The sequence below is a fragment of the Vibrio sp. genome (assembly GCF_984391705.1).
The window spans coordinates 1-23,764 of record NZ_CFHWOM010000050.1 but is presented as its reverse complement, the minus strand read 5'-3'; the positions used below and the strand labels follow the sequence as shown (position 1 = coordinate 23,764).

The window sequence follows — 23,764 nt, the reverse complement described above, 5'->3', positions numbered from 1 at the left end:
AAAGAAGATGCAGCAGCAGAAGTTGCAGCAAAAGAGAAAGCAGAAGCTGAAAAGAACAAAGCAAGCCAAACAGAGCTAGACAAAGATCCAATCGCAGATGAGATTGAGTTTGACGCTTTCGCTGCAGTAGATATGCGTATCGCGCGTATTATCTCTTGTGAAGAAGTGCCAAAAGCAAACAAACTGCTTAAGTTCCAACTGGATATCGGCGGTGAAACTCGTCAAGTATTCTCAGGCATCAAGTCTGCTTACAAACCTGAAGAGCTAGAAGGCAAGCTAACTGTAATGGTTGCTAACCTAAAACCTCGTAAGATGAAGTTTGGTATGTCTGAAGGCATGATCCTAGCCGCTGGCCCTGGTGGCAGCGACCTATGGATTCTTGAGCCACACGAAGGCGCTCAGCCTGGTATGCGTGTAATGTAATCACAACCAATCATCTAAAAGCCCTGCCACATTGGCGGGGCTTTTTTTTGCATGTTTTGGTTCACACTTTTAATATTTTTCTATTGATGAAATTTCAGCCGCCAACTGTCTGAAAAATAACATACGCAAACGTTATCACTAATTAATGGTTTGAAAATTAAGCAACCAGCAACTTACAACTACTCGACCAAACTCCCATTATTCAGCTAGTGAATGAAACACAATTGTAACAGGCAAAATAATTACAACTGAAAATCACACATATGGAGTTTGAATAGAAATGAAAAAATCCCCACATTTCGCCTTGCTGCTACCACTAGTTTTAAGCTGTTCCTATCCAAGCATCGCTTCTGCACAAACCATTGAACTAAGAGTCATCGAAACTACAGATATTCATAGCAATATAATGGACTTCGATTACTACAAAGATAAACCTTCGCTAAAAATAGGGTTAGTGCGTTCTGCAACAATCATAAAGCAACAAAGAGAGAAAGCTGTAAACAGTATTTTGGTCGACAATGGTGATCTGATCCAAGGAAGTCCGCTAGGTGATTACATGGCAGCCAAAGGTATTAAGCCAGGTGAGACTCATCCCGTTTACAAAGCAATGAACAACTTAAACTATGACGTTGCAAATATAGGAAATCACGAGTTTAACTTTGGCTTGGAGTTTTTGAAAGAGAGCTTAAATGACGCTAATTTCCCTTATATTTCAGCCAACGTTTATGACGCAAAAACAGAGCAGCATTTTTTTACCCCCTATTTAATCAAGGACTATAGTTTTAAAGATACTGACGGGAAATCGCATCAAGTAAAAATTGGCTATATTGGCTTCGTCCCGCCACAAATCATGACATGGGACAAAAAAAACCTAGAAGGCAAAGTCATTGCTAAAGACATAGTCGAAAGTGCAAAACAGCTCGTACCTAAGATGAAGGCAGAAGGGGCTGATATTATCATTGCTATTCCGCACTCAGGGCTATCTACCGACCCTTATAAATTGATGGCAGAAAACTCTACTTACTACCTGTCGCAAATAGAAGATATTGATGCCATTGCTTTCGGGCATTCACATGCTGTATTCCCAGGCAAAGGGTTCGACAATATACCTGGAGTCGACAATAAAAACGGTACTATCAACGGAGTGACGGCGGTTATGCCCGGACGCTGGGGAAGTCATGTCGGAATTATGGATTTAGTGCTCGATAAACAGAATGGGGCTTGGAAAGTCGCCAGCGGTAGCAGTCACGCACTACCGATATATAGCAAAAAACAGAAGAAATCATTAGCTGACGCCGATCAAGAGATGACGAAACTAGTCATTGATGACCATGAAAAAGCTAGAGCTTTTGTTAATCAACCCATTGGCTCTGCAAGTGATGTAATGTACAGCTTTTTAGCCGTTGTTCAAGATGATCCTACCGTCCAAATCGTCAACATGGCTCAAAAAGACTATGTTGAACGCTATATTCAAGGCGACCCTAATTTAGATGGCATTCCCGTTTTGTCAGCGGCAGCTCCATTCAAGGCTGGTGGACGTAAAAACGACCCTACCAACTTTACGGAAGTCGAATCCGGACAACTGTCATCAAGAAACGCAGCGGATTTATACCTTTATTCCAATACGCTGGTTGCTCTCAAAGTGACCGGACGACAAGTTAAAGAATGGCTTGAATGCTCTGCGGGTATGTTTAATCTGATCGATGTCACGTCATCCCAAACTCAAGCCCTATTGAACTGGGATAATTTTCGCACCTATAACTTCGACGTCATCGATGGGGTTAACTACCAAATAGACATAACACAGCCTGCTAAATATGATGGTAACTGTAAACTGAACAACCCTAATACTGAACGTGTAAAAGCACTGACTTATGCAGGAAAACCCATTGATATGGATGCACAATTCCTTATCGCATCCAATAACTTCCGAGCATACGGTGGTAAGTTTGCTGGAACCGGAGAAGAGTTTGTTGCTTTTGCTTCACCAGATAAAAATCGCACGATACTCGCAAACTACCTATCAAGAGTCAGCCAGCAAAAGGGTCAGTTTGTTCCCACAGCCGACAACAACTGGAGGTTTTCACCGATTCTCAGTGAGACCAAGCTAGATATTCGATTTGAGACGGCACCAAGCGATAAAGCAAGCACATTCATCAAAAGCAAAGCGATATATCCGATGGAATATCAAGGCAATGATGGCATAGGCTTCGCGATCTATAGCATTGATCTTTCTTCTACAAAATAAACTCACTAACCGTAAATAGGAGCGTATTTAGTGCTCCTATTTATTATTTCTAAAAACTCTATGCGACAAGTCTGTGCATGGCGTGCACCAATTGCTATCACAAAAACATCCCACCCACGCAACCAATTGATTTTCCTAGCCAAAAATTTGGCACATTAATCGCTTTACTCCTTTAGAGGTAACAGGCACGAAAGGAGTTGGCTATGTTTGTTTTAATTTCACTCATTTTCTCATGCGCGATTTTGGCAGCACTATTTCACTATTCAAAAAAGCGCCAAACGATCTTACTGCGTAAATTTGAAACTCTCGTTTTACTTAGACAGCTACTTGGGCTTTGTCGAGCACACCGTCAATTGACTCATCGCGCTCTCAGTGACTCGGTGAACGGTCAACATTTAAAAAAAATCAATGCACTCTATGAAGAGTTGATTCGATGTTCGGATAATTTGGTTTCAATCGCACCGTTCGATAATCGCCCTATGTATCGAATTTTGCAGCTCAAGCTAAAAGCACTCCATAAAGAGTGGGATCAGCGCAGTATCGCGAGAAACCGAGTAGTCCATGGAAAAACCATCCGCCACTGTATGTTCTTGATGGATGAAATTGCCATCGCCTGGCTAATCGAGGCAGGGCGAGAAGATGTAAGCGATGAGTACCACATGAATTGGCAGCAGGTACTCGACAGTATGGAGGTGCTAACCCAGCTGCGCATCTCGATTCAAGATCGTCATTGCCCAGAAGGCGAAACTCGTATCATGTATTACTGTGATAAAGCGCGACGCAAATTGAATCAGCTTTCGTTGGTTAGCCCTTTGTCGGTATCATCACCCATAAGCTCTAAAGCCATGCATCAGCTGACAGAAATTAATGTGAGCCATGAAATAGTGGCGAGCAACGATGACTTATACCAACTAACGACTGATATCTCTTTGGTTATTTCACAAGTCTATGATCAAATGCTTTCCGACATGACCGAGAGCTTATATCAACCACTACCTAAAATTGCGCTTGCTTAAGCGAGTTACGATGATTTCGAGCACTTCTGAATTTGCAGTGCTCGTTTTTATTTCTATCCCCAAAGGTCCATATTTGCTAAAGTCGCCCGCTATAATGTCCGGTCCAACTGACCCTCCAAAAAAGAGCACTCCCTGTGACTAACAATGAAATTTTGCGTCGTATCCAGCACTCACTAAATCTGAAAAATAGCCAAATTATTAAGGCGTTTGAACAAGCAGATTTCACCGTTGCACCCAACCAAGTTAATGATTGGCTTAAAGCTGATTCAGATAAGTCAGTGACCAAGATGAAAGACAAAGAGCTCGCTCTTTTTCTGAATGGCTTTATTAATTTGAAGCGTGGAAAGAAAGAGGGTGAACAACCTAAACTAGAACAGAAACTCACCAATAATATGATTTTCATGAAGCTGCGTATTGCTCTAAACATGAAAGCAGAAGATGTATTAGATGTGCTGGAGTTGATGGGCGTGAGTCTAAGCAAGTACGAAATTGGTGCGTACTTCCGCAAACCAAACAACAAGAATTACAAAGCGTGTGAGGATCAACTGCTTTGCGATTTCTTAAACGGCGTGCAATTTACCAATCGTCCTGATTCAGAAGAGTTTGTGGCATAACGAGCTCTTTTATTCGAATACAAAAAACCTCAATCTGGCCAGCCATGATTGAGGTTTTTATATCAGATAGCGCTTACTAGCGCTCTACCTTTAAAGCATTTTACGTGCAGCTTCTACCACTACTTTGATTGAGCGCGCTTCTGTCTCTTTTAGCGTTGAGTGATCTGGGATCTCTTTCTGCGTACGGTTGATGATAACACCTGCTACACAGCCTGCCTTAAGACCAGAACTTGCACACATAGTCAGTAGTGTTGCAGATTCCATTTCAAAGTTCAGTACGCCCATGTCTTGCCATTCTTGCATAGAACCTTGGAAACGCTTAACAACGCGGCCAGAGAAAGTATCGTAACGCTCTTGACCTGGGTAGAAGGTATCACTTGAAGCAGTAACACCCATGTGTACCGTAGCGCCAGACTCTTCAACCGCAGCTTTCATTGCTGTAGCAACTTCAAAATCTGCCACTGCTGGGAATTCCATTGGAGCAAAGTGTAAGCTCGCGCCATCTAGACGAACAGAGCCCGTTGATACAATCATATCGCCCACGTTTACATGTGGTTGAATCGCACCAGTAGTACCAACGCGTAGGAAAGTACGAACACCAAGCTGAGCTAGTTCCTCAACTGCGATAGATGTTGATGGGCCACCGATACCTGTAGAACAAACAACAACAGGCTTGCCATCAAGCTCTGCACGGTAAAGTGTGTATTCACGGTGACTTGCTAGAAATACTGGGTTTTCCATTTCTTCAGCAATTTTTTGTACACGTGCTGGGTCACCTGGAATGATAGCCAGAGTTGCACCAGCAAGATCTTCTTGAGTTACACCAAGGTGGAATACAGCTTGAGACATAGGGGGCTCCTTATTGCGGTGAAATTAGTTCTCTATTTGAACAATTGTTTCACTCTATAAATTCATCGGGTACAGGAATACTCTAACCAACTCTCACAGACTAAAGAGTGATTAACATCACAACTACACAGGTAACATAATATTACATTGCACGTAAAATCGGTTGGGATCACACTTTTTAGCAAATACAGCTTTTTAGTTGCATAAAAAATAACCCTTACATCAAATGTAAGGGTTATTGGTTAAGAGAGTAACTTTAGAGAATCAGGATTCTTGGCTTGATTTAAATCTCAGCAGTCTAAGTGCATTTAACGTAACAATAGCAGTCGCGCCACTGTCAGCAAGCACTGCAACCCACAAACCTGTAATCCCTAAAAGACTCGTGACTAGGAACACACCTTTCAACCCAAGAGCCAACGCAACGTTTTGACGAATGTTATTCAAGGTTGCTCGCGATAACTCAATCATCCCTGCAAGCTCAACTAGGCGGTTGTGAGTGATTGCCGCGTCTGCCGTTTCTAACGCGACGTCAGTCCCCCCTCCCATAGCGATACCGATACTCGCCGCCTTCATGGCTGGCGCATCATTAATACCATCACCTACCATTGCAACATTGGCACCAGAAGATAGTTGTTCAACGTAGTTAACTTTATCTTGCGGAAGCAAACTCGCTTTATAGTCAATTCCTATCATAGAGCTTATCGCTAAAGCACTTCTTGGGTTATCGCCAGTCAACATAATTGAATTGATGCCTAAGGCCTTCAGCGCTTTTACTGCCTGTTCTGAATCTTCGCGCAACGTGTCTTGCCAGGCTATGAGTCCAATGACTTGCGTATGCTCAGCTAGAGCGACAACAACTGTCTTTCCTTGACCTTCAAGCAAGCCAATTTGGTTTTCTAGCTCAGTATCTAACTGAATTGTCAGTTTACTCGGGGCGATCACTTGATAAAGTGTGCCATCAATAGAGCCCTGTACTCCACTTCCCACCAGCGCTTGCTTATCTTTAGCTTCAGCAATTTTAATACCTAAAGACTCAGCTTTGCGCACGACGGAAACGGCTAGAGGATGGCTTGAGCCCACTTCGATGGCTGACACTTTTTCAAGCAGCTGGCTTTGTTCCCAACCATTAAGAGGCACAATATCCGTAACTTCTGGCTTGCCTTTGGTTAAAGTACCTGTTTTATCAAAGGCAACGGTTTCCACCTTGCCTAGTTGCTCTAACGCAGCACCACCTTTAATTAGAGCCCCTCTGCGAGCAGCCGCTGCTAAACCCGAGGTGATAGCGGCAGGAGTAGAGATGACCAAAGCGCAAGGACAAGCGATCAGCAGCAATGCGAGCCCGCGGTATACCCATGTCTCCCAAGGCTGAGCAAATAACAACGGTGGCGTAATAATCACAAATAGTGATACCAACATCATCAACGGAGTGTACCAACGACTAAACTTGTCGAGAAATCGTTCCAGTGGAGCTTTGCGAGACTCCGCTTCTTCAATGAGATGAAGAATACGATCAATCGCATTTTCTCCCTGTTTTGAGGTAATAACGAAGCGCACAACTCTATCGACAACGACAGCGCCTGCCATGACCGATTCGCCCTCAAAGCGCTCGACGGGAATCGATTCCCCTGTTAAAGCACTCTCATCAAAGCTAGCCACTTCACCCATTAACTTGCCGTCAGCAGGTAAACGAGCACCGGGGGAAACCTCGATGATATCACCGGGTTGAAGTTCACTTGCCGAGACTTCAACTCGTTGACCGTCAATAATCTGAATTGCGTTTTCCGGTACCAATTCCATTAGAGACTGAACACCGCTTCTTGCTCTCGAAGCAGCAAATGCCTCTAGGCGCTCACCAATCAAAAACAGCAATAGCACCATAGCTGCTTCGACCGTTTCACCCAGATACAATGCACCTATAGCTGCAACACTCATTAGTGTTTCAATAGCGAAAGGCGTCCCAGATTTAGCAAGAGAAATGGCTTTTTTAGCAATTGGGTAAAGTCCCGCTAAACAAGTGAATATAAATAGCCACTCACTCACTTGCGGTAAACTTGGCTTGATCAATGCGGCAAACAGCATCGCAGAAGCAATAGCGAGAATTTGGCCATTATCTTTGAAGAATTTTGATAAGCCCTTTTGCTGCTCTGCCGTTGACTTGGCATCCGCTGAGTTTGAGAAAGAAAAACCTGTTTCTAGAATGGCACGCTCAATCTCAAGGGCAACATCTTGATGATTGGTTTTCACCACCAATTTCTCGGTTGCGAATAGGACTTTTGCATCAACAACGCCAATAATTTTACTGACTGCGGTTTCAATTTTTCGCGCACAAGATGGGCAGTCCATCCCGTTGACTTTCCAGCTGTGAGTATATGTAGCCTCTATTGAGGCACCGGACTCACTTTCTTCGTCAGTCGGGTCTCCCCCGCTACTGCAGCTATTCGAACTACAGCAACCAGAGTCAGTCGTCTCTACGCCAGCCATTTGAATACTGGTGATTTTAGGGCTCGAGCAAGAGCCTTCACTGGATGGGTTTATCGCGACCTTATCGGATCGGCAAGCTTGATGTTTGGTGCACATAGTATTTCTCCATTTGACGTACACCTTAATCATAAACCTTGGAGCCAACTCCAAGGTCAAACACTATTTTACTTTTTCGGCTGATTTTCCGCGCCAGCGGCTACCTCTTCAATCAAAACCGCATCATGGCTACAGAATGGCTGACTATTCACACTGGTAATTGACGGATCATCTTGGAGCTCTTCTGCAGCAACCCCTTTCGTTAAATCGGAAATGTGCTTTTTCAAAACAACAATGGCAATGACTCCAAACACCACAGATCCCAAAGCTTGCCCATACAGAACTCCCAATGCTCCAAACCACTGTGAGCCTAAGTACACAAATGGCAATGTTCCTAGGGTCGCTTTACCCAGATTGAGTGCCGTTGAGTAAAGCGGCTTACCTAAATTATTAAATGAGGTATTCGCGACAAACTGAGCACCATTAAAGATAAAACTTAGCGCAACATAGGTACAAAATGCCGATACGATGATTGCCGCATCACCTTGCAAGCTGAAACTTTGAATAATCAAACCTTGAACAAGGTAGAGAATCAAGCAGACAGAAAGAGTATAAATCGTCGTGACCAGTAAAGAGTTGTTGAGCGTTTCTTTAACTCTATCAAACCGTTCTGCTCCAAAGTTTTGTCCTATTATCGGACCGACAGCACCTGAAAGAGCAAAAATGACTGCAAAACAGACAGGAGTTAAGCGGCCAATCACAGCAAAACCGGCTACAAAATCTTCACCATATTGGGCAATCGAGGTTGTGACAATTGCATTTCCAATTGGAGTAGCAATGTTGGTAATGATCGCAGGAACAGCAATTGTCAAAATCGCTTTTAGGTTGCTCTTCCAGCCACTGAATAATAACGGAGCGACGAGTTGATGTACTCGAATGAGTGGGTAAAGTGAGAAAAACAACACTGTGAACCGAGCGAACACTGAAGCAAGGGCTGCACCTTCGACATTCCAACCAAATCCGAATATGAACAGAGGATCCAATACAGCATTAACAATGCCACCAGATAATGTCGCCCACATTGATCGTTTTGCGTCACCAGCGGCTCTAAGTCCCGCACCAGCAGACATAGCAATAGCGATCACAGGGCCACTTGGAATGATGATACGCAGATACGCTTCCGCTCTCTCGGCAACGTACCCTTTTGCTCCAATCGCCGCCACCAAGTCAGGTATCGAAATAAACATTATGATGCTTACGATACAGCTTATGATGAACGCCGTTGCCATAATACTTGTTGCGAGCATACGAGCGTGATCGCGCTGCTTGGCACCGATCGCTTTTGATACCATTGCGCCCATCGCAATGGATGTACCGATGGAAATAGAAGTGGAGAAGAAAACCAAGGTTCCAGCAAAACCGACAGCAGCAGCCAGTTCCACTTGACCAAGCATACTGATAAATAGCATATCCAGTAAGTCAACGACGAATAAAGCCATTAACCCTACTGAACCAGCGCCCGACATCACTAGTATGTGACGCATTGTTGAGCCTTCGACAAATTTAGCGCTTTGATCTGTCATTGATTTTCCTAACTTACAATACAAAAAGAGGTGCGCATGGCACCCCTCTTAATTAACACTTTGTAACAACATCCTAAACCGGATGTTTGAAGCAGTCATCAATATTTTTACCAATAGCTCGTAAAACATCTCTGCGAGTAATGATGCCAACAAGTTTACCCGCATCAATCACTGGGTAAACTTTGGGTTTGCCCACCTTCATCATTTCAGCTAATTCAATTATCGAAGTATCTGAAGTGACTGAAAGCACTTCGGAGTGCATACAGTCAGACACAATGTGTGTATCTTGGCAGTAATACGATACTTTAATGAGTTTATCGAGTAAGTCCTGCCCAGATAGAAAGCCGATCACTTCTTTACGCTCATTGACCACTGGTCCACCAAGATAACGTGAGTCCAAAACCTTTTCTAAAGCGGCACTCAATGACATTTCTGGGCTAAACGTTACCGCTTGCAGTGTCATATAATCTTTTACTTTTAATGATTCCATTTATGTCTCCTTAGTGTGCAAGCCACGCAGCTGATATTGTAATTGTTGTCTAATTTCTTGATTTTACTAAATGGAAATCACCAATTTTTACAATTGATGGTGCCTATCAACTTTTTCATTACAGGTTTTTCTCACCGCAATCACGCAATGCGAGCCAACTGCTGACAAGGGAAACGATAAATGGAACACAATAAGTCAGGCACAATTTTAGCCAGTTGATTTGTGTATCATAAAGAATTGCATCCCATTGATTGATGAGATTCAAAATAGTACCAACGATTAAGGCGATAATGATTGCCCGCTTGACCGTATTTATTCTCATAATTACAACCTCTGTTCGACACCAAGATACGATAAACTGTCTAAACTATAGGTAGTCATAACGTAACTGGTAAGGGTGTATTTGAATGACTTCTACATTTTCTGCAACACTTGCAACCACTCCAGATGCGATGAACTCGTTATTTGAGTCCCTACCTGAGCCCACTTTCCTCATCAATAAATCTGGTACTTATGTAGAAGCTTGGGGCGGGCGTGACGTTAAACGACACCATAACCCATCCGCATTAATTGGCCTCAATCAATATCAGGTTCTTCCTGCTGATAAAGCGGTATGGTTTAGCCAAGTGATCGTCGATGTGGTCGAGAGTCAAAAACCCTCAGAGCTTGAATACTCTCTCGATCCAAAAGACTTATCTTGCTTCAAAGATATTGAGGGGCCAACAGAAATTCAACACTTCAGCGCATTGGTAATTCCTATACCAAATACTGAGTTGGTACTTTGGACAGTCCGAAATATCACAGAATATAAACGTGCGCTTGATAAACTTGCCCGCCAGCAATTGGAGCTCGAAAAGCTCACCTATATGGACCACTTAACGCAGCTTTATAACCGGTATGCCTTAGATGAATTGCTGCCCGATGCCATAGAACTGACTCGCCTACGCAACACTAACTCCGCCATACTTATGATAGATATCGACTGTTTTAAGCAGTACAACGATTATTATGGTCATCTCAGGGGAGACAGAGCTTTAAAAGAAATAGGAAGAGCCATCAAGCAATGGGCTCATTCGAGCGATCTCTGTTTTAGATATGGGGGAGATGAGTTTTTAGCCTACATATCAGGTATTAGCCGTACTGAATCACTGGAAAGAGCAGAATCGCTTAGGCAATCCATTTTAAACCTTGATATCCCACACAACGCTTCAACAGTCGCCAAACATATAACCATCACAATAGGTTTAAAGTTTAATGAAGCAATCGAAAGTAATATGGATGCTGAAAGAATTGTCTCTTTAGCCGATAAAGCACTCTTCCATGCTAAAAATCAGCAGCGTGGTACCATTCATCAACTAGTTTAAACGATCAAAAAGCCCTTCACTCAGGAAGGGCTTAGTCACCTTGTCTTCGGGTTATTTTTCAGCCCAGCGCTCCGCTGCCTTAGCATCGGAATCACGAGACTCAACCCAGCGTGTCGCTTCTGTTGTACGTTCTTTCTTCCAGAACGGTGCTTTAGTCTTCAGATAGTCCATAACGAACTCACACGCTTCAAACGCTGCACCACGGTGTGCACTAGAGACACCTACAAATACAATTTGATCGCCAATATCCAAATCACCGACACGGTGAATGACGCGAATATCCAGCAGGGGCCAACGTTTTTCTGCCTGGTCGCAAATCTCACCTAGCGCCTTTTCCGTCATCCCAGGGTAGTGTTCAAGAGAAAGACCAGTAACATTATCGCCAAGATTCATATCACGCACTTTACCGACAAAAGTCACGACAGCGCCAGCGGCAGTGCCTTGAGCTAATCGGTCGTACTCGGTGCCCACAGAAAAGTCATCTCGTTGAACAGAAATACGCTTATCCATCTTAGCCACCTGTCACTGGCGGGAAGAAAGCGACTTCATCACCATCAACTAACGCGTGCTCTAGCGGCACAATTGACTGGTTGACAGCGGCAAGTAGCTTACCAGGCTCTAAAGCTAGGTCCCACTTACCTTCTTTTTGGCAAAGGTGAGCTCGCAATGCTTCTACTGTGTCAAATTGGCTTTCGACTTCTAGCTCGTCTAGACCAACCAATTCACGTGTTTGTGCAAAAAACAGTACTTTAATCATGCATCCACCTTGAAGTGTCCAGATTTCCCGCCCGTTTTTTCTAGCAATCGGACTTGGCCAATAACCATATCTTTTTGCACGGCTTTACACATGTCGTAGATTGTGAGCGCTGCAACCGATGCTGCGGTTAACGCTTCCATCTCTACACCTGTTTTACCTGCAAGCTTGCACACTGATTCAATACGAACCATGTTTTCTGCTTCTATCGCTTCAAGTTGAACTTCAACTTTAGAAAGCAGTAGCGGATGACAAAGCGGAATCAAATCCCAGGTTTTTTTCGCTGCTTGAATACCAGCAATACGCGCGGTAGCAAACACATCACCTTTGTGGTGAGAGCCAGACACAATCAACTGTAAGGTTTCTGGTGCCATATGAACAAAAGCTTCTGCGCGCGCCTCGCGGACCGTCTCTGCTTTCGCAGACACGTCAACCATATTGGCTTCACCGGATGCATTAATGTGAGTAAATTCGCTCATGCTGTCCTCACTTATACTGACAGGTGAGGCATGAAGTTACATGGACGATGGCTGGCATCGAGTTGCTGCTTGATGATCTTTGTCCAACCGGTACGACAAGCACCTGTTGAACCCGGCATTGCAAAAATCACAGTGTGATTTGCAAAACCTGCAATCGCGCGAGATTGAATGGTTGAAGTACCAATCTCTTCGTAAGACACTTGACGGAACAACTCACCAAAGCCTTCAACTTCTTTATCAAACAATGGCTTTAGCGCTTCAGGAGTGCTGTCACGTGAAGTAAAGCCAGTACCGCCAGTGATCATAACTGCTTGAACATTTTCGTCAGCAATCCACTGAGATACAATTGCGCGAATCTTGTACATATCGTCAATAACGATCTGCTTGTCCACAACGTTGTGACCCGCTTCTTTCGCGTTTTCTACCAAGTAACCACCAGAAGTATCGTTTTCTTCAGTACGAGTGTCAGAAACGGTTAATACTGCGATGTTTGCTGGTTGAAATTTGCTTTCTGCGTGACCCATTGTCCACCTACCTATAGTCAATTTGTTCTGATTTCGCCAAGCTGTTACTTAGCCAAAGATAGTTTAGTTTTGTCAGTGATTATCCCCCGATAGAAGCCAAGTGAGGCGTCATACCGGAGTTTCCATCGTGCAGGAAGTGACTGACTGATTTAGTTTGTAACTGTTCTTGAATACGCTGGATTAGCGAATCTTCTTGTGAGTCCTCTTGAAGAAGGTCGCGTAAATCCACCCCGTGATCACCAAATAGACACAGGTGCAGCTTTCCTTTAGCAGAAACGCGCAGTCGATTACAACTCTCACAAAAGTCTTTTTCGTAAGGCATGATCAGGCCGATCTCACCTTGATAGTCCGGGTGAACAAACACTTGTGCCGGGCCATCATTCTTGGCACGCACTTTCAGCAGCCAACCGTTAGCGATCAACTGATTACGAATCGCGACACCCGATACATGATGTTTTTGGAACAGTTCGTCCATTTCTCCCGTTTGCATCAATTCAATGAAACGTAGCTGAATTGGGCGATGTTTTATCCAATTTAGAAAAGCAGGTAACTCATTAGCATTAAGGTCTTTCATCAACACAACATTGACTTTCACTTGCTCATAGCCCACTTCAAAAGCGCGATCGATTCCCGACATCACCTCAGTAAACTTATTCTCACCGGTAATTTGGTAAAACATGCGCGGGTCCAAGCTATCAACGCTGACATTTATGTGCGTCAAGCCAGCTTGTTTCCAATCAGCTACGTTCTTTTCCATCCGGTAGCCATTAGTGGTTGTCGCGACTTTAGAAATCCCAGGAGTCTCAGCGACAGCATGAATGATGTCGTTGAAATCTTTACGCAGACTTGGCTCTCCGCCAGTGATACGTACCTTTGAGGTACCACAATCGGCAAACGCCCGAACCACGCGTTTGATTTCAGGCAAGGATAAAAAAGACGAGTTTTTCTGCCCAGAAGGCTGATAGCCATCAGGTAAGCAATATGTACACTTAAAGTTACAAACGTCAGTAACGGAAAGACGCAAGTAATAAAACTTGCGATGAAATTTATCTTCGAATTGTTGCGCCACGGAACACCTTTCCAAACACGGGAGGCAAAATCATTTCCAATCTTGCCCTTGTGACAACTTGCCACTGGCTCAACACGCTTATTCACCTGTTTGTAAACTTAGCTTGTTGAGCTCGGAGTTATGGCAACTGGCTATGCTTTTATATGCGCACCACCAGTAGCTGTTGAGTAAAATACTTAATAATTGTGCGTGTTTCTACCCTAAAGGTCAAAAAAACGTGCACCTAACTCAAAATACCTCGTATTGAGTATCGTCTATTAATGCAATATTCTAAATTGTAGTTGGTTATAAAAGAATAAGACGTAATTAATGACTCTGTACTCAAACAAAAAAGTAGTTGCCGTTGGTGGAGGCCATGGCTTAGGGCGTATGCTGGCGGCATTAAAAGACTTTGGAGAAAACGCGACTGGTATTGTCGCAACGACAGATAACGGAGGCTCCACTGGCCGGATTCGTAGCTGCCAGGGAGGCATTGCTTGGGGAGACACCCGAAACTGTATTAATCAGTTGATCACTGAGCCTTCAATCAGTTCAATGATGTTCGAATACCGTTTTAAAGGTTCTGGTGAGTTAGACGGGCATAACCTCGGAAACCTAATGTTAACAGCATTAGATAACCTATCTGTCCGACCTCTCGACGCGATTAACTTGATTCGCAATATGCTCAAAGTAGATCTAAATATTATTCCGATGTCTGAACACCCTTCTGATCTAAAAGCACTTTCAACCGAAGGTCGCTGGGTGACGGGCGAAACCAGCGTGGATGAAATGCCTGAAAAGCTAGTACGCTTAGACTTAGAGCCAGAAGTACCAGCGACCAAGGAAGGCGTACTCGCTCTTGAGCAAGCGGATGCCATCATATTGGGGCCAGGTAGTTTTCTCACCAGCATCATGCCACCTTTGTTATTACCAGAAGTTGGCCGCGCTATTTCCAACAATAAGAAAGCACAACTGATTTTTGTTGAGAACTTGTCTCCAGAATTTGGACCTGCGGGAAAGATGACGTTGAAAGAAAAACTGGAATGGTGCGAGCGCGCGTGTCAGGGCAGAAGAATAGACGTTGTGTTGGGAGAAGAAGTACATCCGGAGTTAGAAGAGTGGAATTGTGTTACAACACAACTCGCATCTCCTAACCGTGATTGGCGCCACGATCGTGACAAGCTTCATGACGCTATCGAATCCTTACTGGGAGACTAGTTGCTGATAGCGTTGCTCTGTCTCTCGCAATAGCGATATCATTTTATCTTTGCTCTCCGTAGGCTCAAATACTTGACCTGCTTTTGCCATAGAGTCTAATTCTATGGCATAAGCGCAAAGTACTTCAGCACCAAAACTCGCAGCGCTACTTTTCAAAGCGTGGCTTATTTCTTTGAGGTAGGTCGATACATCTAAGCTACCGTCATTTATCAGCTTATCTTGGTATTGAGCCAATTCACCTAGGAATATATCCAGCAGAATTGGCACATTATCAGCGCCAATTTCACTCGCTAATTGATCTATTTTGTCTTGATTTAGTACGTCCATGATAGTTATTGGGTTTCCTTCAAGTTCCACGATTGTAACTTACGGTAAATAGTCGATGGGCTAACATCTAAATAACCAGCCGCTTTAGGGATATTGCCATCACAGGCTTTAATCGCCTGCTCAATCGCTCTCTTTTCTGTTAGCCACAGCGGAAAGATGTCTTGTACAGAAAACTCATCCACTAACGGTAAATCAACTCTAATCTGATTTTCTGTCGGCTTGTTTAAGGGAGGAGGCAGCATGGAAAGATCAATTTCCTTACCATTATTCAATACCACGACATTACGAAGCACGTTTTGAAGTTGACGGACATTACCGGGCCATTCATAACTGGCAAAACGGTCCACCACTTGTGGCGACAAACGAATAAAGTCTTTTCCTTCTTCTTTCGACATAAAGCCTAAAAGTGAATATGCAATTTCGATAATGTCGTCACCCCTCTCTCTCAATGGCGGTAGATGGAGAGGGATAACATACAAACGATAATACAAATCTTCACGGAAGCGTCCCTCTTCGACCTCTTTCCAAGGATCGCGGTTTGTTGCACAAACAAATCTCACATCTACGCTTTTCATTTTAGACGAACCTACCTTTTGAAAAGTACCCGTCTGGATAAAGCGCAGTAATTTGGTTTGCAAGTCTAGATCCATTTCACAAAGTTCATCGAGAAACAAAGTCCCGCCATCCGCTAGCTCTGCTGCACCTTGACGATCTGTCGCAGCACCAGTAAACGCCCCTTTTACATGACCAAACAACTCACTCTCGATAAGGTCTTTAGGGATTGCAGCACAGTTAATAGCGATAAAAGGTTTGTCACCGCGCTTGCTGGTGGCATGAATGGCTTCAGCACATACTTCTTTACCCGTACCACTCTCACCCGTAATAAAGATACTCGCTTTACTCGAAGCCGCAGAGTCAATGGTTCGATAGACGGCCTGCATCGTTTGACTACTACCGATAAAGCCCTGATAGCCTTGATTTCCTGGGTAGTCTCCCTCGTTTTTGAGCTTACTTGCTTTACGTAGTGCATTGTTTACCGTGACACGTAATCGATCGGCTTCACATGGCTTAATCAAGAAATCTTGCGCACCATGACGCATTGCTTCTACGGCTGTGTCAATCGAGCCGTGAGCGGTCATAAAGACGACGGGGACATCGGGGTTTTTCTTTTTAACAGCGTAAAGTACATCCATTCCTGTCATATCAGGTAGGCGTAAATCAAGAAGGATCAGATCGGGAGTTCGAAAGTTAAGACTTTCTATGGCATCGCGACCGGTGCCAACAATATTGATATCGATACATAACGGAGTTAGGTAGGAACGGTAAAGCGCCGCAACGGAAGCGGTATCCTCCACCATCAGCAAATACTTTGCATTTTGATTATGTGTGTTGTCTTGCATACTCTAGCCAATTATTGCATTGCAATTTGTATAAATGATTGCATTGCGCTTTGCATTTTGCAAACAAAGAAGGCTAATTTAGCTAAATTCGTGAAGATTTGGGACATTTATGACCCCAAATATTGGCATGGTATATGCTAAAAGTAAATTGACCCTCATGGGTCACCTAGCCAACTGACGTTGTTAGTGAACTTAGTATTCACAAATTACAGCCAATAGAACTGATATCTATTGGCTATTTTTTTATCTAAACACCTTTGTTATAGATTTGGTATCAACTGTTGGCAATAAACTTCTGACGTAGTTTGTCAATTTGATCACGCTTTTCTGCGGCAAGTTCAAACTCCAAGTCTTGCGCATGCTGATACATCTGAGCTTCAAGTTTGCTTATCTCTTTCTCTAGCTGTTGAGGCGTCATCACATCATAACTTTGCGATGGCTCTGCAACCTTAGACAGCGGAACCGTCTTACTTACACGCTGTTTCTTACTCTTAGTAATATCACCAAGCTCCATAATGTCTTTCACATTACGTTTCAGCGCCTGAGGTTCAATGCCCATTTTGGCATTGTATTCTTGCTGCTTCTCACGACGGCGATTGGTTTCATCCATCGCTTTTTTCATCGACTTGGTAATTGAGTCAGCATACAGGATCGCTTTACCACTGACATTACGCGCAGCACGACCAATTGTCTGAATCAATGAGCGTTCAGAGCGTAAGAAACCTTCTTTATCCGCATCCAAGATGGCTACCAAGGAGACTTCTGGCATATCTAAGCCCTCACGAAGCAAGTTAATACCCACTAAAACGTCAAACTCACCCAAACGTAAATCGCGAATGATTTCAACACGCTCCACCGTATCGATATCAGAGTGTAAATAACGAACTTTCACATCATGTTCAGTCAGATATTCCGTCAAATCTTCTGCCATTCGCTTCGTTAATGTTGTGACCAACACGCGTTCGTCTTTCTGAGCACGAATACGAATTTCAGAAAGTAGATCGTCTACTTGAGTGGCTACCGGGCGAACTTCCAATTCAGGGTCAAGCAATCCAGTTGGTCGAACAACTTGATCGGCTATTTCGTTATCGGATTTCTCTAACTCGTAGTTACCAGGCGTTGCTGACACAAAAATAGTCTGCGGCGCAATTGATTCAAACTCTTCAAACTTCATTGGACGATTATCCAAAGCAGACGGAAGACGGAAACCAAACTCTACTAAGGTTTCCTTGCGCGATCGGTCGCCTTTATACATTGCGCCAATCTGGGGGACCGTCACATGGGATTCGTCGATAATCAACAATCCATCATGTGGCAAATAGTCAAATAAAGTCGGAGGCGGCTCACCCTCTTTACGGCCGCTTAAATAACGAGAATAGTTTTCGATGCCAGAACAAAACCCTAGCTCGCTCATCATCTCGATATCAAACTGAGTCCGCTGAGAAATCCGCTGCTCCTCAAGTAACTTGTTGTTATCAAGAAGGTACTTTTTACGGCTCTCTAACTCGACCTTAATGTTTTCTATCGCATCCAAAATACGTTCACGAGGAGTAACATAGTGAGTCTTAGGGTAAATCGTAAAACGGGGTAAATCTCTCTGCTTAACGACGCCAGTTAGCGGATCAAATACACTGATGCAATCAATCTCATCATCAAACATTTCAATACGAACCGCATCTTGATCAGATTCAGCAGGGAAAATGTCAATGACTTCGCCACGCACTCGAAACTGGCCACGCTCAAATGCGACATCGTTACGGCTGTATTGAAGTTCCGCTAAACGACGTAAAATATCTCGCTGATCCATCACGTCACCACGGCGTACGTGTAACATCATCTGTAGATAGGACTCAGGATCACCCAGACCGTAGATAGCCGAAACCGATGCAACAATAATGGCATCTTTCCGCTCTAGTAGAGCTTTCGTCGCTGATAATCGCATTTGTTCAATATGCGCATTGACCGACGCGTCCTTTTCAATAAAGGTATCTGTTGTCGGTACATAGGCTTCAGGCTGGTAGTAATCGTAGTAAGAAACGAAATACTCAACCGCATTATTGGGAAAGAATGATTTCATCTCTCCATAAAGCTGAGCGGCTAGTGTTTTATTCGGAGCCAATAAGATTGCCGGTCTCTGCGCCTGAGCAATCACGTTCGCTAAAGTAAATGTTTTACCGGATCCTGTAACACCAAGTAAAGTTTGATGCGCTAGACCAGAGTCAAGTCCCTCCATTAACTGGTTAATCGCAGTTGGCTGGTCACCAGATGGCTGGTACTCGGATACCAAATCGAAAACTTTGCTCATAGGCTCCTCATTAATTTTTGTTAATCAGCGACCAGTCATTGTGACTGTATAAATATACAGAAACAATAGTTAAACAAAAAATATATCCCTGTTTTAGAAATTTTGCTCATCGATCGCTAGATCCTCAAATTCAATCCTGTTACTATCTTCCGCCCTACTAGAGATCTACTCTCAAAATCCCCATCATATAGCTAACAGCTTATTCACAAATTTTGTAATTTGCACGTGATCGCAAAAACGATCTCATTGATCCGAAATTTGCTTCCTATGGTCAAAAAACACTCTGACGCTTTATTATACAGCGGCTTATAAAAAGATCTTTATTGATTATTTTTAGACCAGAAACTCTATCTTTTGTCTGTTTATTAATTGCTCAAGTTTAATTAACATACTTATCCACAATTTTGGTGGATAAGTAAATGCAGCCTTTACCATACAAGGGCTTCGAGAAAGTAAAGCTTTTTGATAAACAAAAAAACGCCATTGACGTGGATTTTTATATTGACACATTTCAAGCGGATAGATAAGATTCGCCCCGCTTAAAGCAATTCCTCCTTAGCTCAGTTGGTAGAGCGACGGACTGTTAATCCGCAGGTCGCTGGTTCGAGCCCAGCAGGAGGAGCCAAATTCAGAAAAAGCCGTATCGCAAGATACGGCTTTTTTGTTGTCTAAACATTTTATTGCTCTATCATATCCAATACTCATTTTTCTCCCCATCCCTGCAAGTCTCCCGCATTCTTCTCTAATTCCGACGTATAACTCACCACTGGTTGAAACATTTTTCCCAACAATTTGAATAATCAAACAATCATACTTTCAAATCTGCGTATAAAATTTACTCAACAGTGTAAAACCTTATCTTTCCTTGGTTGTTATTAGGCGGGCAAAGCAGGATAATATCGGGATCGGAATTTCCTAAATAAATAACTATGACCGAATATCTTTTGTTGTTAGTGGGCACTGTCCTAGTTAACAACTTTGTACTGGTGAAGTTTTTGGGCTTATGTCCTTTTATGGGCGTCTCAAAAAAACTGGAAACAGCAATCGGAATGGGGTTAGCGACTACGTTCGTTTTGACCTTAGCGTCAGTGTGCGCGTATCTTGTCGAAAGCTATATTTTAGAGCCACTTGGGTTGCAATACCTAAGAACCATGAGTTTCATTTTGGTGATAGCGGTTGTGGTGCAGTTCACTGAAATGGTGGTACACAAAACCAGCCCAACCCTATATCGACTGCTAGGTATTTTCTTGCCCCTAATCACGACCAACTGTGCCGTATTAGGTGTGGCATTGCTAAATATCAATGAAAACCACAATTTCATTCAATCAATCATCTACGGTTTTGGTGCTGCAGTTGGCTTCTCTCTAGTGCTGATTCTTTTCGCCTCGATGCGTGAGCGAATTACTGCCGCAGACGTACCCGCTCCGTTTAAAGGGGCTTCGATTGCCATGATCACTGCGGGCCTAATGTCGCTTGCATTTATGGGCTTTACTGGATTGGTGAAACTGTAATGAGCTCAATCTTAATTGCGGTACTCGCCGTTGCAGCATTAGCTGCTGTGTTTGGCGCCATTCTTGGTTTTGCCTCAATCCGCTTTAAAGTCGAAGCGGATCCTATCGTCGATCAAATCGATACCATCTTGCCACAAACTCAATGTGGTCAGTGCGGTTACCCAGGCTGCCGTCCCTACGCTGAGGCGATAGCTAATGGAGACGCGATCAACAAATGCCCTCCAGGCGGTCAAGCGACTATCGAAAAGCTTGCCGACCTAATGGGTGTAGAAGCGACAGAGTCAGCTCACGATCTTGATGATGTAAAAACCGTTGCCTTTATTCATGAAGACATGTGTATTGGTTGTACAAAGTGCATCCAAGCTTGTCCGGTCGATGCCATTGTCGGCGGAACAAAGGCGCTACACACCGTTATCAAAGATGAATGTACTGGTTGTGACCTGTGTGTTGCACCCTGTCCTACAGATTGTATTGAAATGATTCCTGTAGAAACCACTACAGCGAACTGGAAGTGGCAACTGGACGCCATTCCTGTTGTTGATATTACCGATTCTGCCACAGAGCAGAAAAGTGTGAATTAAGGACTGGTATGTTGTCATTAATCGAACAAATCAAATCTGGCGCTCTCTGGGATTTTCCTGGCGGTATTCACCCACCAGAAAACAAACAGCAATCCATCAAATCCGCGATTTCACGTGCGAGCATTCCGCAAGAGATCGTGCTACCAGTAAAACAGCATATAGGTAAGCCGGGCACAATTACCGTGAGTGTCGGTGACAAAGTATTGAAAGGCGAAGCGCTCAGTAAGTACGACACCAGCTTTATGCTGCCGGTCCATGCACCAACTTCTGGTACTGTAGTGGCTATCGAAAATCGCACTACGGCTCACCCTTCAGGTCTCGCTGAAATGTGTATTGTGATCGAACCAGATGGCGAAGACCGCTGGATTGAACGCAACCACAATCAAGACTTTAGCCAACTCTCTCCTGATGATCTGATTGAAATCATTCGTCAAGCGGGCATCTCAGGCATGGGCGGTGCTGGTTTCCCTACAGCGAAAAAAATTCAATCTGGTTTAGCGCGCACTGAGATTTTGATCGTCAATGCAGCCGAATGTGAACCTTACATCACCGCTGATGATATGTTGATGCAAGAGCATGCCGACGAAGTCGTTAAGGGGATAGAAATTGTTGAACATATTCTAAAACCTAAACTGACCATCATTGGTATCGAAGACAATAAACCGCAAGCGGTAACCGCATTAGAAAAAGCGGCTCAAAACAAAGACATCATCATTCGAGTGATTCCAACCAAGTACCCGTCTGGTGGTGAAAAGCAGTTAATTAAGATCCTGACCAATAAAGAAGTCCCGGTGAACAGCATCCCTGCGGATATTGGCTTGATGGTACAGAACGTCGGCTCACTACAGGCGATAAAACGTGCCGTTTGTGATGGTGAGCCGTTGGTAGAGCGTATCGTTACATTAACAGGAGATACGTTTAAGCAACCACGTAATGTATGGGCGTTAATTGGCACACCAGTTCAGGCACTACTGGATGAGTTTGGTTACAAAGCCGATAAGAGACTGCCTCGACTAATCATGGGCGGCCCTATGATGGGCTTTACCTTACCCCATGCGAATGTACCTATCACCAAAACAGCCAACTGTATTCTTGCGCCGACTCGTAAAGAGATCTCACCAAATCAATACGAAATGGCCTGTATTCGTTGCGGTCAATGTGCTGAAGTATGCCCAGCCTCTCTACTACCACAGCAGTTGCAGTGGCACGCAAAAGCCGAAGAGTTCGACAAATGTGAAGAACTTAACCTCAAGGATTGTATTGAATGTGGCGCTTGTGCATTTGTCTGCCCAAGTGAAATCCCACTAGTTCAATACTATCGACAAGCCAAAGCAGAGATTCGTACTCGTAAAGAAGAATCAGAAGCCGCTGAGCGCGCCAAAATCCGCTTTGAAGAGAAAAAAGCGCGTATGGAACGCGACAAAGCAGAACGAGAGAACCGCTTTAAGAAAGCAGCCGATGACCGTCGTAAAGAGATGAAACAAACTGGCGGTGATGATGCAATCGCAGCAGCTATCGCTCGCGTGAAAGCACAAAAGTCAGAATCTAAACCGACTGAAAATGAAGTTAAGCCAGCCGTTGCCGCAGCAATTGCTAAAGCGAAAGCGAAACAAGCTGCCGCTCAAAAAGCAGGACAAACCGAGCCAGACAACTCTGAAATGACGAAATTACGTGAAGAGAGAAAACGTCAAGCTCGTGAACGTAAAGCGCTCAAGGCTCAAGACTCTGAACAGCCAAGCAGTACTGACAGCTCAGAGAAAAAAGATGCTGTAGCTGCTGCCATCGCTAGAGCCAAAGCTCGTAAGGCTGAACAATCTACAGCAGATGCCCCACAAAGCGATAAAAAAGCTGCTGTCGCCGAAGCTATTGCTCGCGCTAAAGCGCGCAAAGCCGCTCAGCAAGAGGAAAAGCCTCAAGTTGAAGAGGCTACCGAAGAAACCGCACAATCTGACGATCCAAAGAAAGCCGCAGTCGCTGCTGCCATTGCTCGCGCTAAAGCGCGCAAAGCTGCTCAGCAAGAGGAAAACTCTCAAACTGAAGAGACTAACGAAGAAACGGCGCAATCTGACGATCCAAAGAAAGCCGCAGTCGCTGCTGCCATTGCTCGCGCTAAAGCGCGCAAAGCTGCTCAGCAAGAGGAAAACTCTCAAACTGAAGAGACTAACGAAGAAACGGCGCAATCTGACGATCCAAAGAAAGCCGCAGTCGCTGCTGCCATTGCTCGCGCTAAAGCGCGCAAAGCTGCTCAGCAAGAGGAAAACTCTCAAACTGAAGAGACTAACGAAGAAACGGCGCAATCTGACGATCCAAAGAAAGCCGCAGTCGCTGCTGCCATTGCTCGCGCTAAAGCGCGCAAAGCTGCTCAGCAAGAGGAAAACTCTCAAACTGAAGAGACTAACGAAGAAACGGCGCAATCTGACGATCCAAAGAAAGCCGCAGTCGCTGCTGCCATTGCTCGCGCTAAAGCGCGCAAAGCTGCTCAGCAAGAGGAAAACTCTCAAACTGAAGAGACT

Annotated in this window: 21 protein-coding genes, 1 tRNA gene, 1 pseudogene and 1 riboswitch; of the genes and pseudogenes, 10 read left to right on the top strand and 13 right to left on the bottom strand. The window is 44.2% G+C overall.

Annotated features, from left to right (window positions below; all coding sequences use genetic code 11):
* From metG to AC4MRV_RS17860, 4 genes and pseudogenes are all read left to right on the top strand, one after another.
* Window positions 1–423, top strand: a 423-nt coding sequence (metG, locus tag AC4MRV_RS17875; RefSeq protein WP_491188668.1) for a methionine--tRNA ligase subunit beta, incomplete at its 5' end; no start/stop codon positions are given.
* A gap of 352 nt (window positions 424–775) precedes the next feature.
* A pseudogene (locus tag AC4MRV_RS17870) lies at window positions 776–2,671 on the top strand (bifunctional 2',3'-cyclic-nucleotide 2'-phosphodiesterase/3'-nucleotidase); the annotation flags it as partial.
* A gap of 203 nt (window positions 2,672–2,874) precedes the next feature.
* Complete coding sequence (locus AC4MRV_RS17865; protein ID WP_491188667.1) at window positions 2,875–3,687, top strand: hypothetical protein; 813 nt, start codon at window positions 2,875–2,877, stop codon at window positions 3,685–3,687.
* Window positions 3,688–3,821: 134 nt separating this feature from the next.
* Window positions 3,822–4,301 carry a YehS family protein gene (locus tag AC4MRV_RS17860; RefSeq protein WP_491188666.1) on the top strand — a complete coding sequence of 160 codons (480 nt, stop codon included), beginning with the start codon at window positions 3,822–3,824 and terminating at the stop codon, window positions 4,299–4,301.
* Between the two features lie 90 nt (window positions 4,302–4,391).
* Here the strand turns inward: AC4MRV_RS17860 and udp are convergent, their stop codons facing one another.
* The 5 genes from udp to nrtS form a co-directional block, all read right to left on the bottom strand.
* The gene (gene udp, locus AC4MRV_RS17855) at window positions 4,392–5,150 is read right to left on the bottom strand and encodes a uridine phosphorylase (protein WP_126575671.1); all 759 of its coding nucleotides are present in this window, start codon (window positions 5,148–5,150) and stop codon (window positions 4,392–4,394) included.
* 264 nt (window positions 5,151–5,414) lie between these two features.
* Window positions 5,415–7,727 carry a zinc/cadmium/mercury/lead-transporting ATPase gene (locus tag AC4MRV_RS17850; protein WP_491188665.1) on the bottom strand — a complete coding sequence of 771 codons (2,313 nt, stop codon included), beginning with the start codon at window positions 7,725–7,727 and terminating at the stop codon, window positions 5,415–5,417.
* A 68-nt stretch (window positions 7,728–7,795) separates the two neighbouring features.
* Window positions 7,796–9,250 carry an MATE family efflux transporter gene (locus AC4MRV_RS17845; RefSeq protein ID WP_491188664.1) on the bottom strand — a complete coding sequence of 485 codons (1,455 nt, stop codon included), beginning with the start codon at window positions 9,248–9,250 and terminating at the stop codon, window positions 7,796–7,798.
* Between the two features lie 73 nt (window positions 9,251–9,323).
* Window positions 9,324–9,740 (bottom strand): CBS domain-containing protein, encoded by a 417-nt coding sequence (locus tag AC4MRV_RS17840; protein ID WP_491188663.1) that lies wholly within the window; start codon window positions 9,738–9,740, stop codon window positions 9,324–9,326.
* Window positions 9,741–9,858: 118 nt separating this feature from the next.
* Complete coding sequence (gene nrtS, locus AC4MRV_RS17835) at window positions 9,859–10,062, bottom strand: nitrate/nitrite transporter NrtS (RefSeq protein WP_491188662.1); 204 nt, start codon at window positions 10,060–10,062, stop codon at window positions 9,859–9,861.
* Between the two features lie 85 nt (window positions 10,063–10,147).
* On the opposite strand from nrtS, the gene AC4MRV_RS17830 reads away from it, so the two are divergent.
* Window positions 10,148–11,104 carry a sensor domain-containing diguanylate cyclase gene (locus AC4MRV_RS17830; protein WP_491188661.1) on the top strand — a complete coding sequence of 319 codons (957 nt, stop codon included), beginning with the start codon at window positions 10,148–10,150 and terminating at the stop codon, window positions 11,102–11,104.
* 51 nt (window positions 11,105–11,155) lie between these two features.
* Here AC4MRV_RS17830 and moaE read toward each other — a convergent pair whose 3' ends face one another.
* The 5 genes from moaE to moaA all read right to left on the bottom strand — a co-directional run bounded on the left by moaE (window position 11,156) and on the right by moaA (window position 13,930).
* Window positions 11,156–11,614, bottom strand: coding sequence for a molybdopterin synthase catalytic subunit MoaE (gene moaE / locus AC4MRV_RS17825; RefSeq protein ID WP_491188660.1), 459 nt, complete (start codon window positions 11,612–11,614; stop codon window positions 11,156–11,158).
* A 1-nt stretch (window position 11,615) separates the two neighbouring features.
* On the bottom strand, window positions 11,616–11,861 hold the full coding sequence (gene moaD, locus AC4MRV_RS17820) for a molybdopterin synthase sulfur carrier subunit (protein WP_491188659.1): 246 nt from the start codon (window positions 11,859–11,861) through the stop codon (window positions 11,616–11,618).
* Window positions 11,858–12,337: a cyclic pyranopterin monophosphate synthase MoaC gene (gene moaC / locus AC4MRV_RS17815; RefSeq protein ID WP_005473427.1), complete on the bottom strand. Its 480-nt coding sequence runs from the start codon at window positions 12,335–12,337 to the stop codon at window positions 11,858–11,860. The genes moaD and moaC overlap by 4 nt, the downstream gene beginning before the upstream one ends.
* 11 nt (window positions 12,338–12,348) lie before the next feature.
* Complete coding sequence (gene moaB, locus AC4MRV_RS17810; protein WP_491188658.1) at window positions 12,349–12,861, bottom strand: molybdenum cofactor biosynthesis protein B; 513 nt, start codon at window positions 12,859–12,861, stop codon at window positions 12,349–12,351.
* A gap of 79 nt (window positions 12,862–12,940) precedes the next feature.
* Complete coding sequence (moaA, locus tag AC4MRV_RS17805) at window positions 12,941–13,930, bottom strand: GTP 3',8-cyclase MoaA (RefSeq protein ID WP_491188657.1); 990 nt, start codon at window positions 13,928–13,930, stop codon at window positions 12,941–12,943.
* Window positions 13,919–14,060, bottom strand: a riboswitch (molybdenum cofactor riboswitch). It overlaps the preceding gene by 12 nt.
* Window positions 14,061–14,239: 179 nt before the next feature.
* On the opposite strand from moaA, the gene AC4MRV_RS17800 reads away from it, so the two are divergent.
* Entirely contained in the window at window positions 14,240–15,127 is an 888-nt protein-coding gene (locus AC4MRV_RS17800; RefSeq protein WP_491188656.1) for a YvcK family protein, read from the top strand.
* Here AC4MRV_RS17800 and luxU read toward each other — a convergent pair.
* From luxU to uvrB, 3 genes are all read right to left on the bottom strand, one after another.
* Window positions 15,113–15,457: a quorum-sensing phosphorelay protein LuxU gene (gene luxU / locus AC4MRV_RS17795; protein WP_491188669.1), complete on the bottom strand. Its 345-nt coding sequence runs from the start codon at window positions 15,455–15,457 to the stop codon at window positions 15,113–15,115. The genes AC4MRV_RS17800 and luxU overlap by 15 nt on opposite strands.
* 2 nt (window positions 15,458–15,459) lie before the next feature.
* A complete protein-coding gene (luxO, locus tag AC4MRV_RS17790) occupies window positions 15,460–16,854 on the bottom strand; it encodes a quorum-sensing sigma-54 dependent transcriptional regulator LuxO (protein ID WP_491188655.1) in 1,395 nt (464 codons plus the stop codon).
* Between the two features lie 274 nt (window positions 16,855–17,128).
* A complete protein-coding gene (uvrB, locus tag AC4MRV_RS17785) occupies window positions 17,129–19,159 on the bottom strand; it encodes an excinuclease ABC subunit UvrB (RefSeq protein ID WP_491188654.1) in 2,031 nt (676 codons plus the stop codon).
* Window positions 19,160–19,708: 549 nt separating this feature from the next.
* On the opposite strand from uvrB, the gene AC4MRV_RS17780 reads away from it, so the two are divergent.
* The 4 genes from AC4MRV_RS17780 to rsxC form a co-directional block, all read left to right on the top strand.
* Window positions 19,709–19,784 (top strand) — tRNA-Asn (locus AC4MRV_RS17780).
* A gap of 304 nt (window positions 19,785–20,088) precedes the next feature.
* Window positions 20,089–20,670, top strand: coding sequence for an electron transport complex subunit RsxA (gene rsxA / locus AC4MRV_RS17775; RefSeq protein WP_491188653.1), 582 nt, complete (start codon window positions 20,089–20,091; stop codon window positions 20,668–20,670).
* Window positions 20,670–21,251: an electron transport complex subunit RsxB gene (gene rsxB, locus AC4MRV_RS17770; RefSeq protein ID WP_491188652.1), complete on the top strand. Its 582-nt coding sequence runs from the start codon at window positions 20,670–20,672 to the stop codon at window positions 21,249–21,251. Before rsxA ends, rsxB begins: the two co-directional genes overlap by 1 nt.
* Before the next feature lie 8 nt (window positions 21,252–21,259).
* The coding region (gene rsxC, locus AC4MRV_RS17765) for an electron transport complex subunit RsxC (protein ID WP_491188651.1) at window positions 21,260–23,764 on the top strand (2,505 nt) is incomplete at its 3' end.

Bases quoted from the DNA above. Each gene is read 5' to 3' on its own strand.
- udp (WP_126575671.1), bottom strand. From the start codon at position 5,150: ATGTCTCAAGCTGTATTCCACCTTGGTGTAACTCAAGAAGATCTTGCT.
- AC4MRV_RS17840 (WP_491188663.1), bottom strand. From the start codon at position 9,740: ATGGAATCATTAAAAGTAAAAGATTATATGACACTGCAAGCGGTAACG.
- moaE (WP_491188660.1), bottom strand. From the start codon at position 11,614: ATGGATAAGCGTATTTCTGTTCAACGAGATGACTTTTCTGTGGGCACC.
- AC4MRV_RS17830 (WP_491188661.1), top strand. From the start codon at position 10,148: ATGACTTCTACATTTTCTGCAACACTTGCAACCACTCCAGATGCGATG.
- moaC (WP_005473427.1), bottom strand. From the start codon at position 12,337: ATGAGCGAATTTACTCACATTAATGCATCCGGTGAAGCCAATATGGTT.
- AC4MRV_RS17845 (WP_491188664.1), bottom strand. From the start codon at position 9,250: ATGACAGATCAAAGCGCTAAATTTGTCGAAGGCTCAACAATGCGTCAC.
- luxO (WP_491188655.1), bottom strand. From the start codon at position 16,854: ATGCAAGACAACACACATAATCAAAATGCAAAGTATTTGCTGATGGTG.
- AC4MRV_RS17865 (WP_491188667.1), top strand. From the start codon at position 2,875: ATGTTTGTTTTAATTTCACTCATTTTCTCATGCGCGATTTTGGCAGCA.
- rsxB (WP_491188652.1), top strand. From the start codon at position 20,670: ATGAGCTCAATCTTAATTGCGGTACTCGCCGTTGCAGCATTAGCTGCT.
- rsxA (WP_491188653.1), top strand. From the start codon at position 20,089: ATGACCGAATATCTTTTGTTGTTAGTGGGCACTGTCCTAGTTAACAAC.
- moaB (WP_491188658.1), bottom strand. From the start codon at position 12,861: ATGGGTCACGCAGAAAGCAAATTTCAACCAGCAAACATCGCAGTATTA.
- AC4MRV_RS17850 (WP_491188665.1), bottom strand. From the start codon at position 7,727: ATGTGCACCAAACATCAAGCTTGCCGATCCGATAAGGTCGCGATAAAC.
- uvrB (WP_491188654.1), bottom strand. From the start codon at position 19,159: ATGAGCAAAGTTTTCGATTTGGTATCCGAGTACCAGCCATCTGGTGAC.
- moaD (WP_491188659.1), bottom strand. From the start codon at position 11,861: ATGATTAAAGTACTGTTTTTTGCACAAACACGTGAATTGGTTGGTCTA.
- nrtS (WP_491188662.1), bottom strand. From the start codon at position 10,062: ATGAGAATAAATACGGTCAAGCGGGCAATCATTATCGCCTTAATCGTT.
- AC4MRV_RS17800 (WP_491188656.1), top strand. From the start codon at position 14,240: ATGACTCTGTACTCAAACAAAAAAGTAGTTGCCGTTGGTGGAGGCCAT.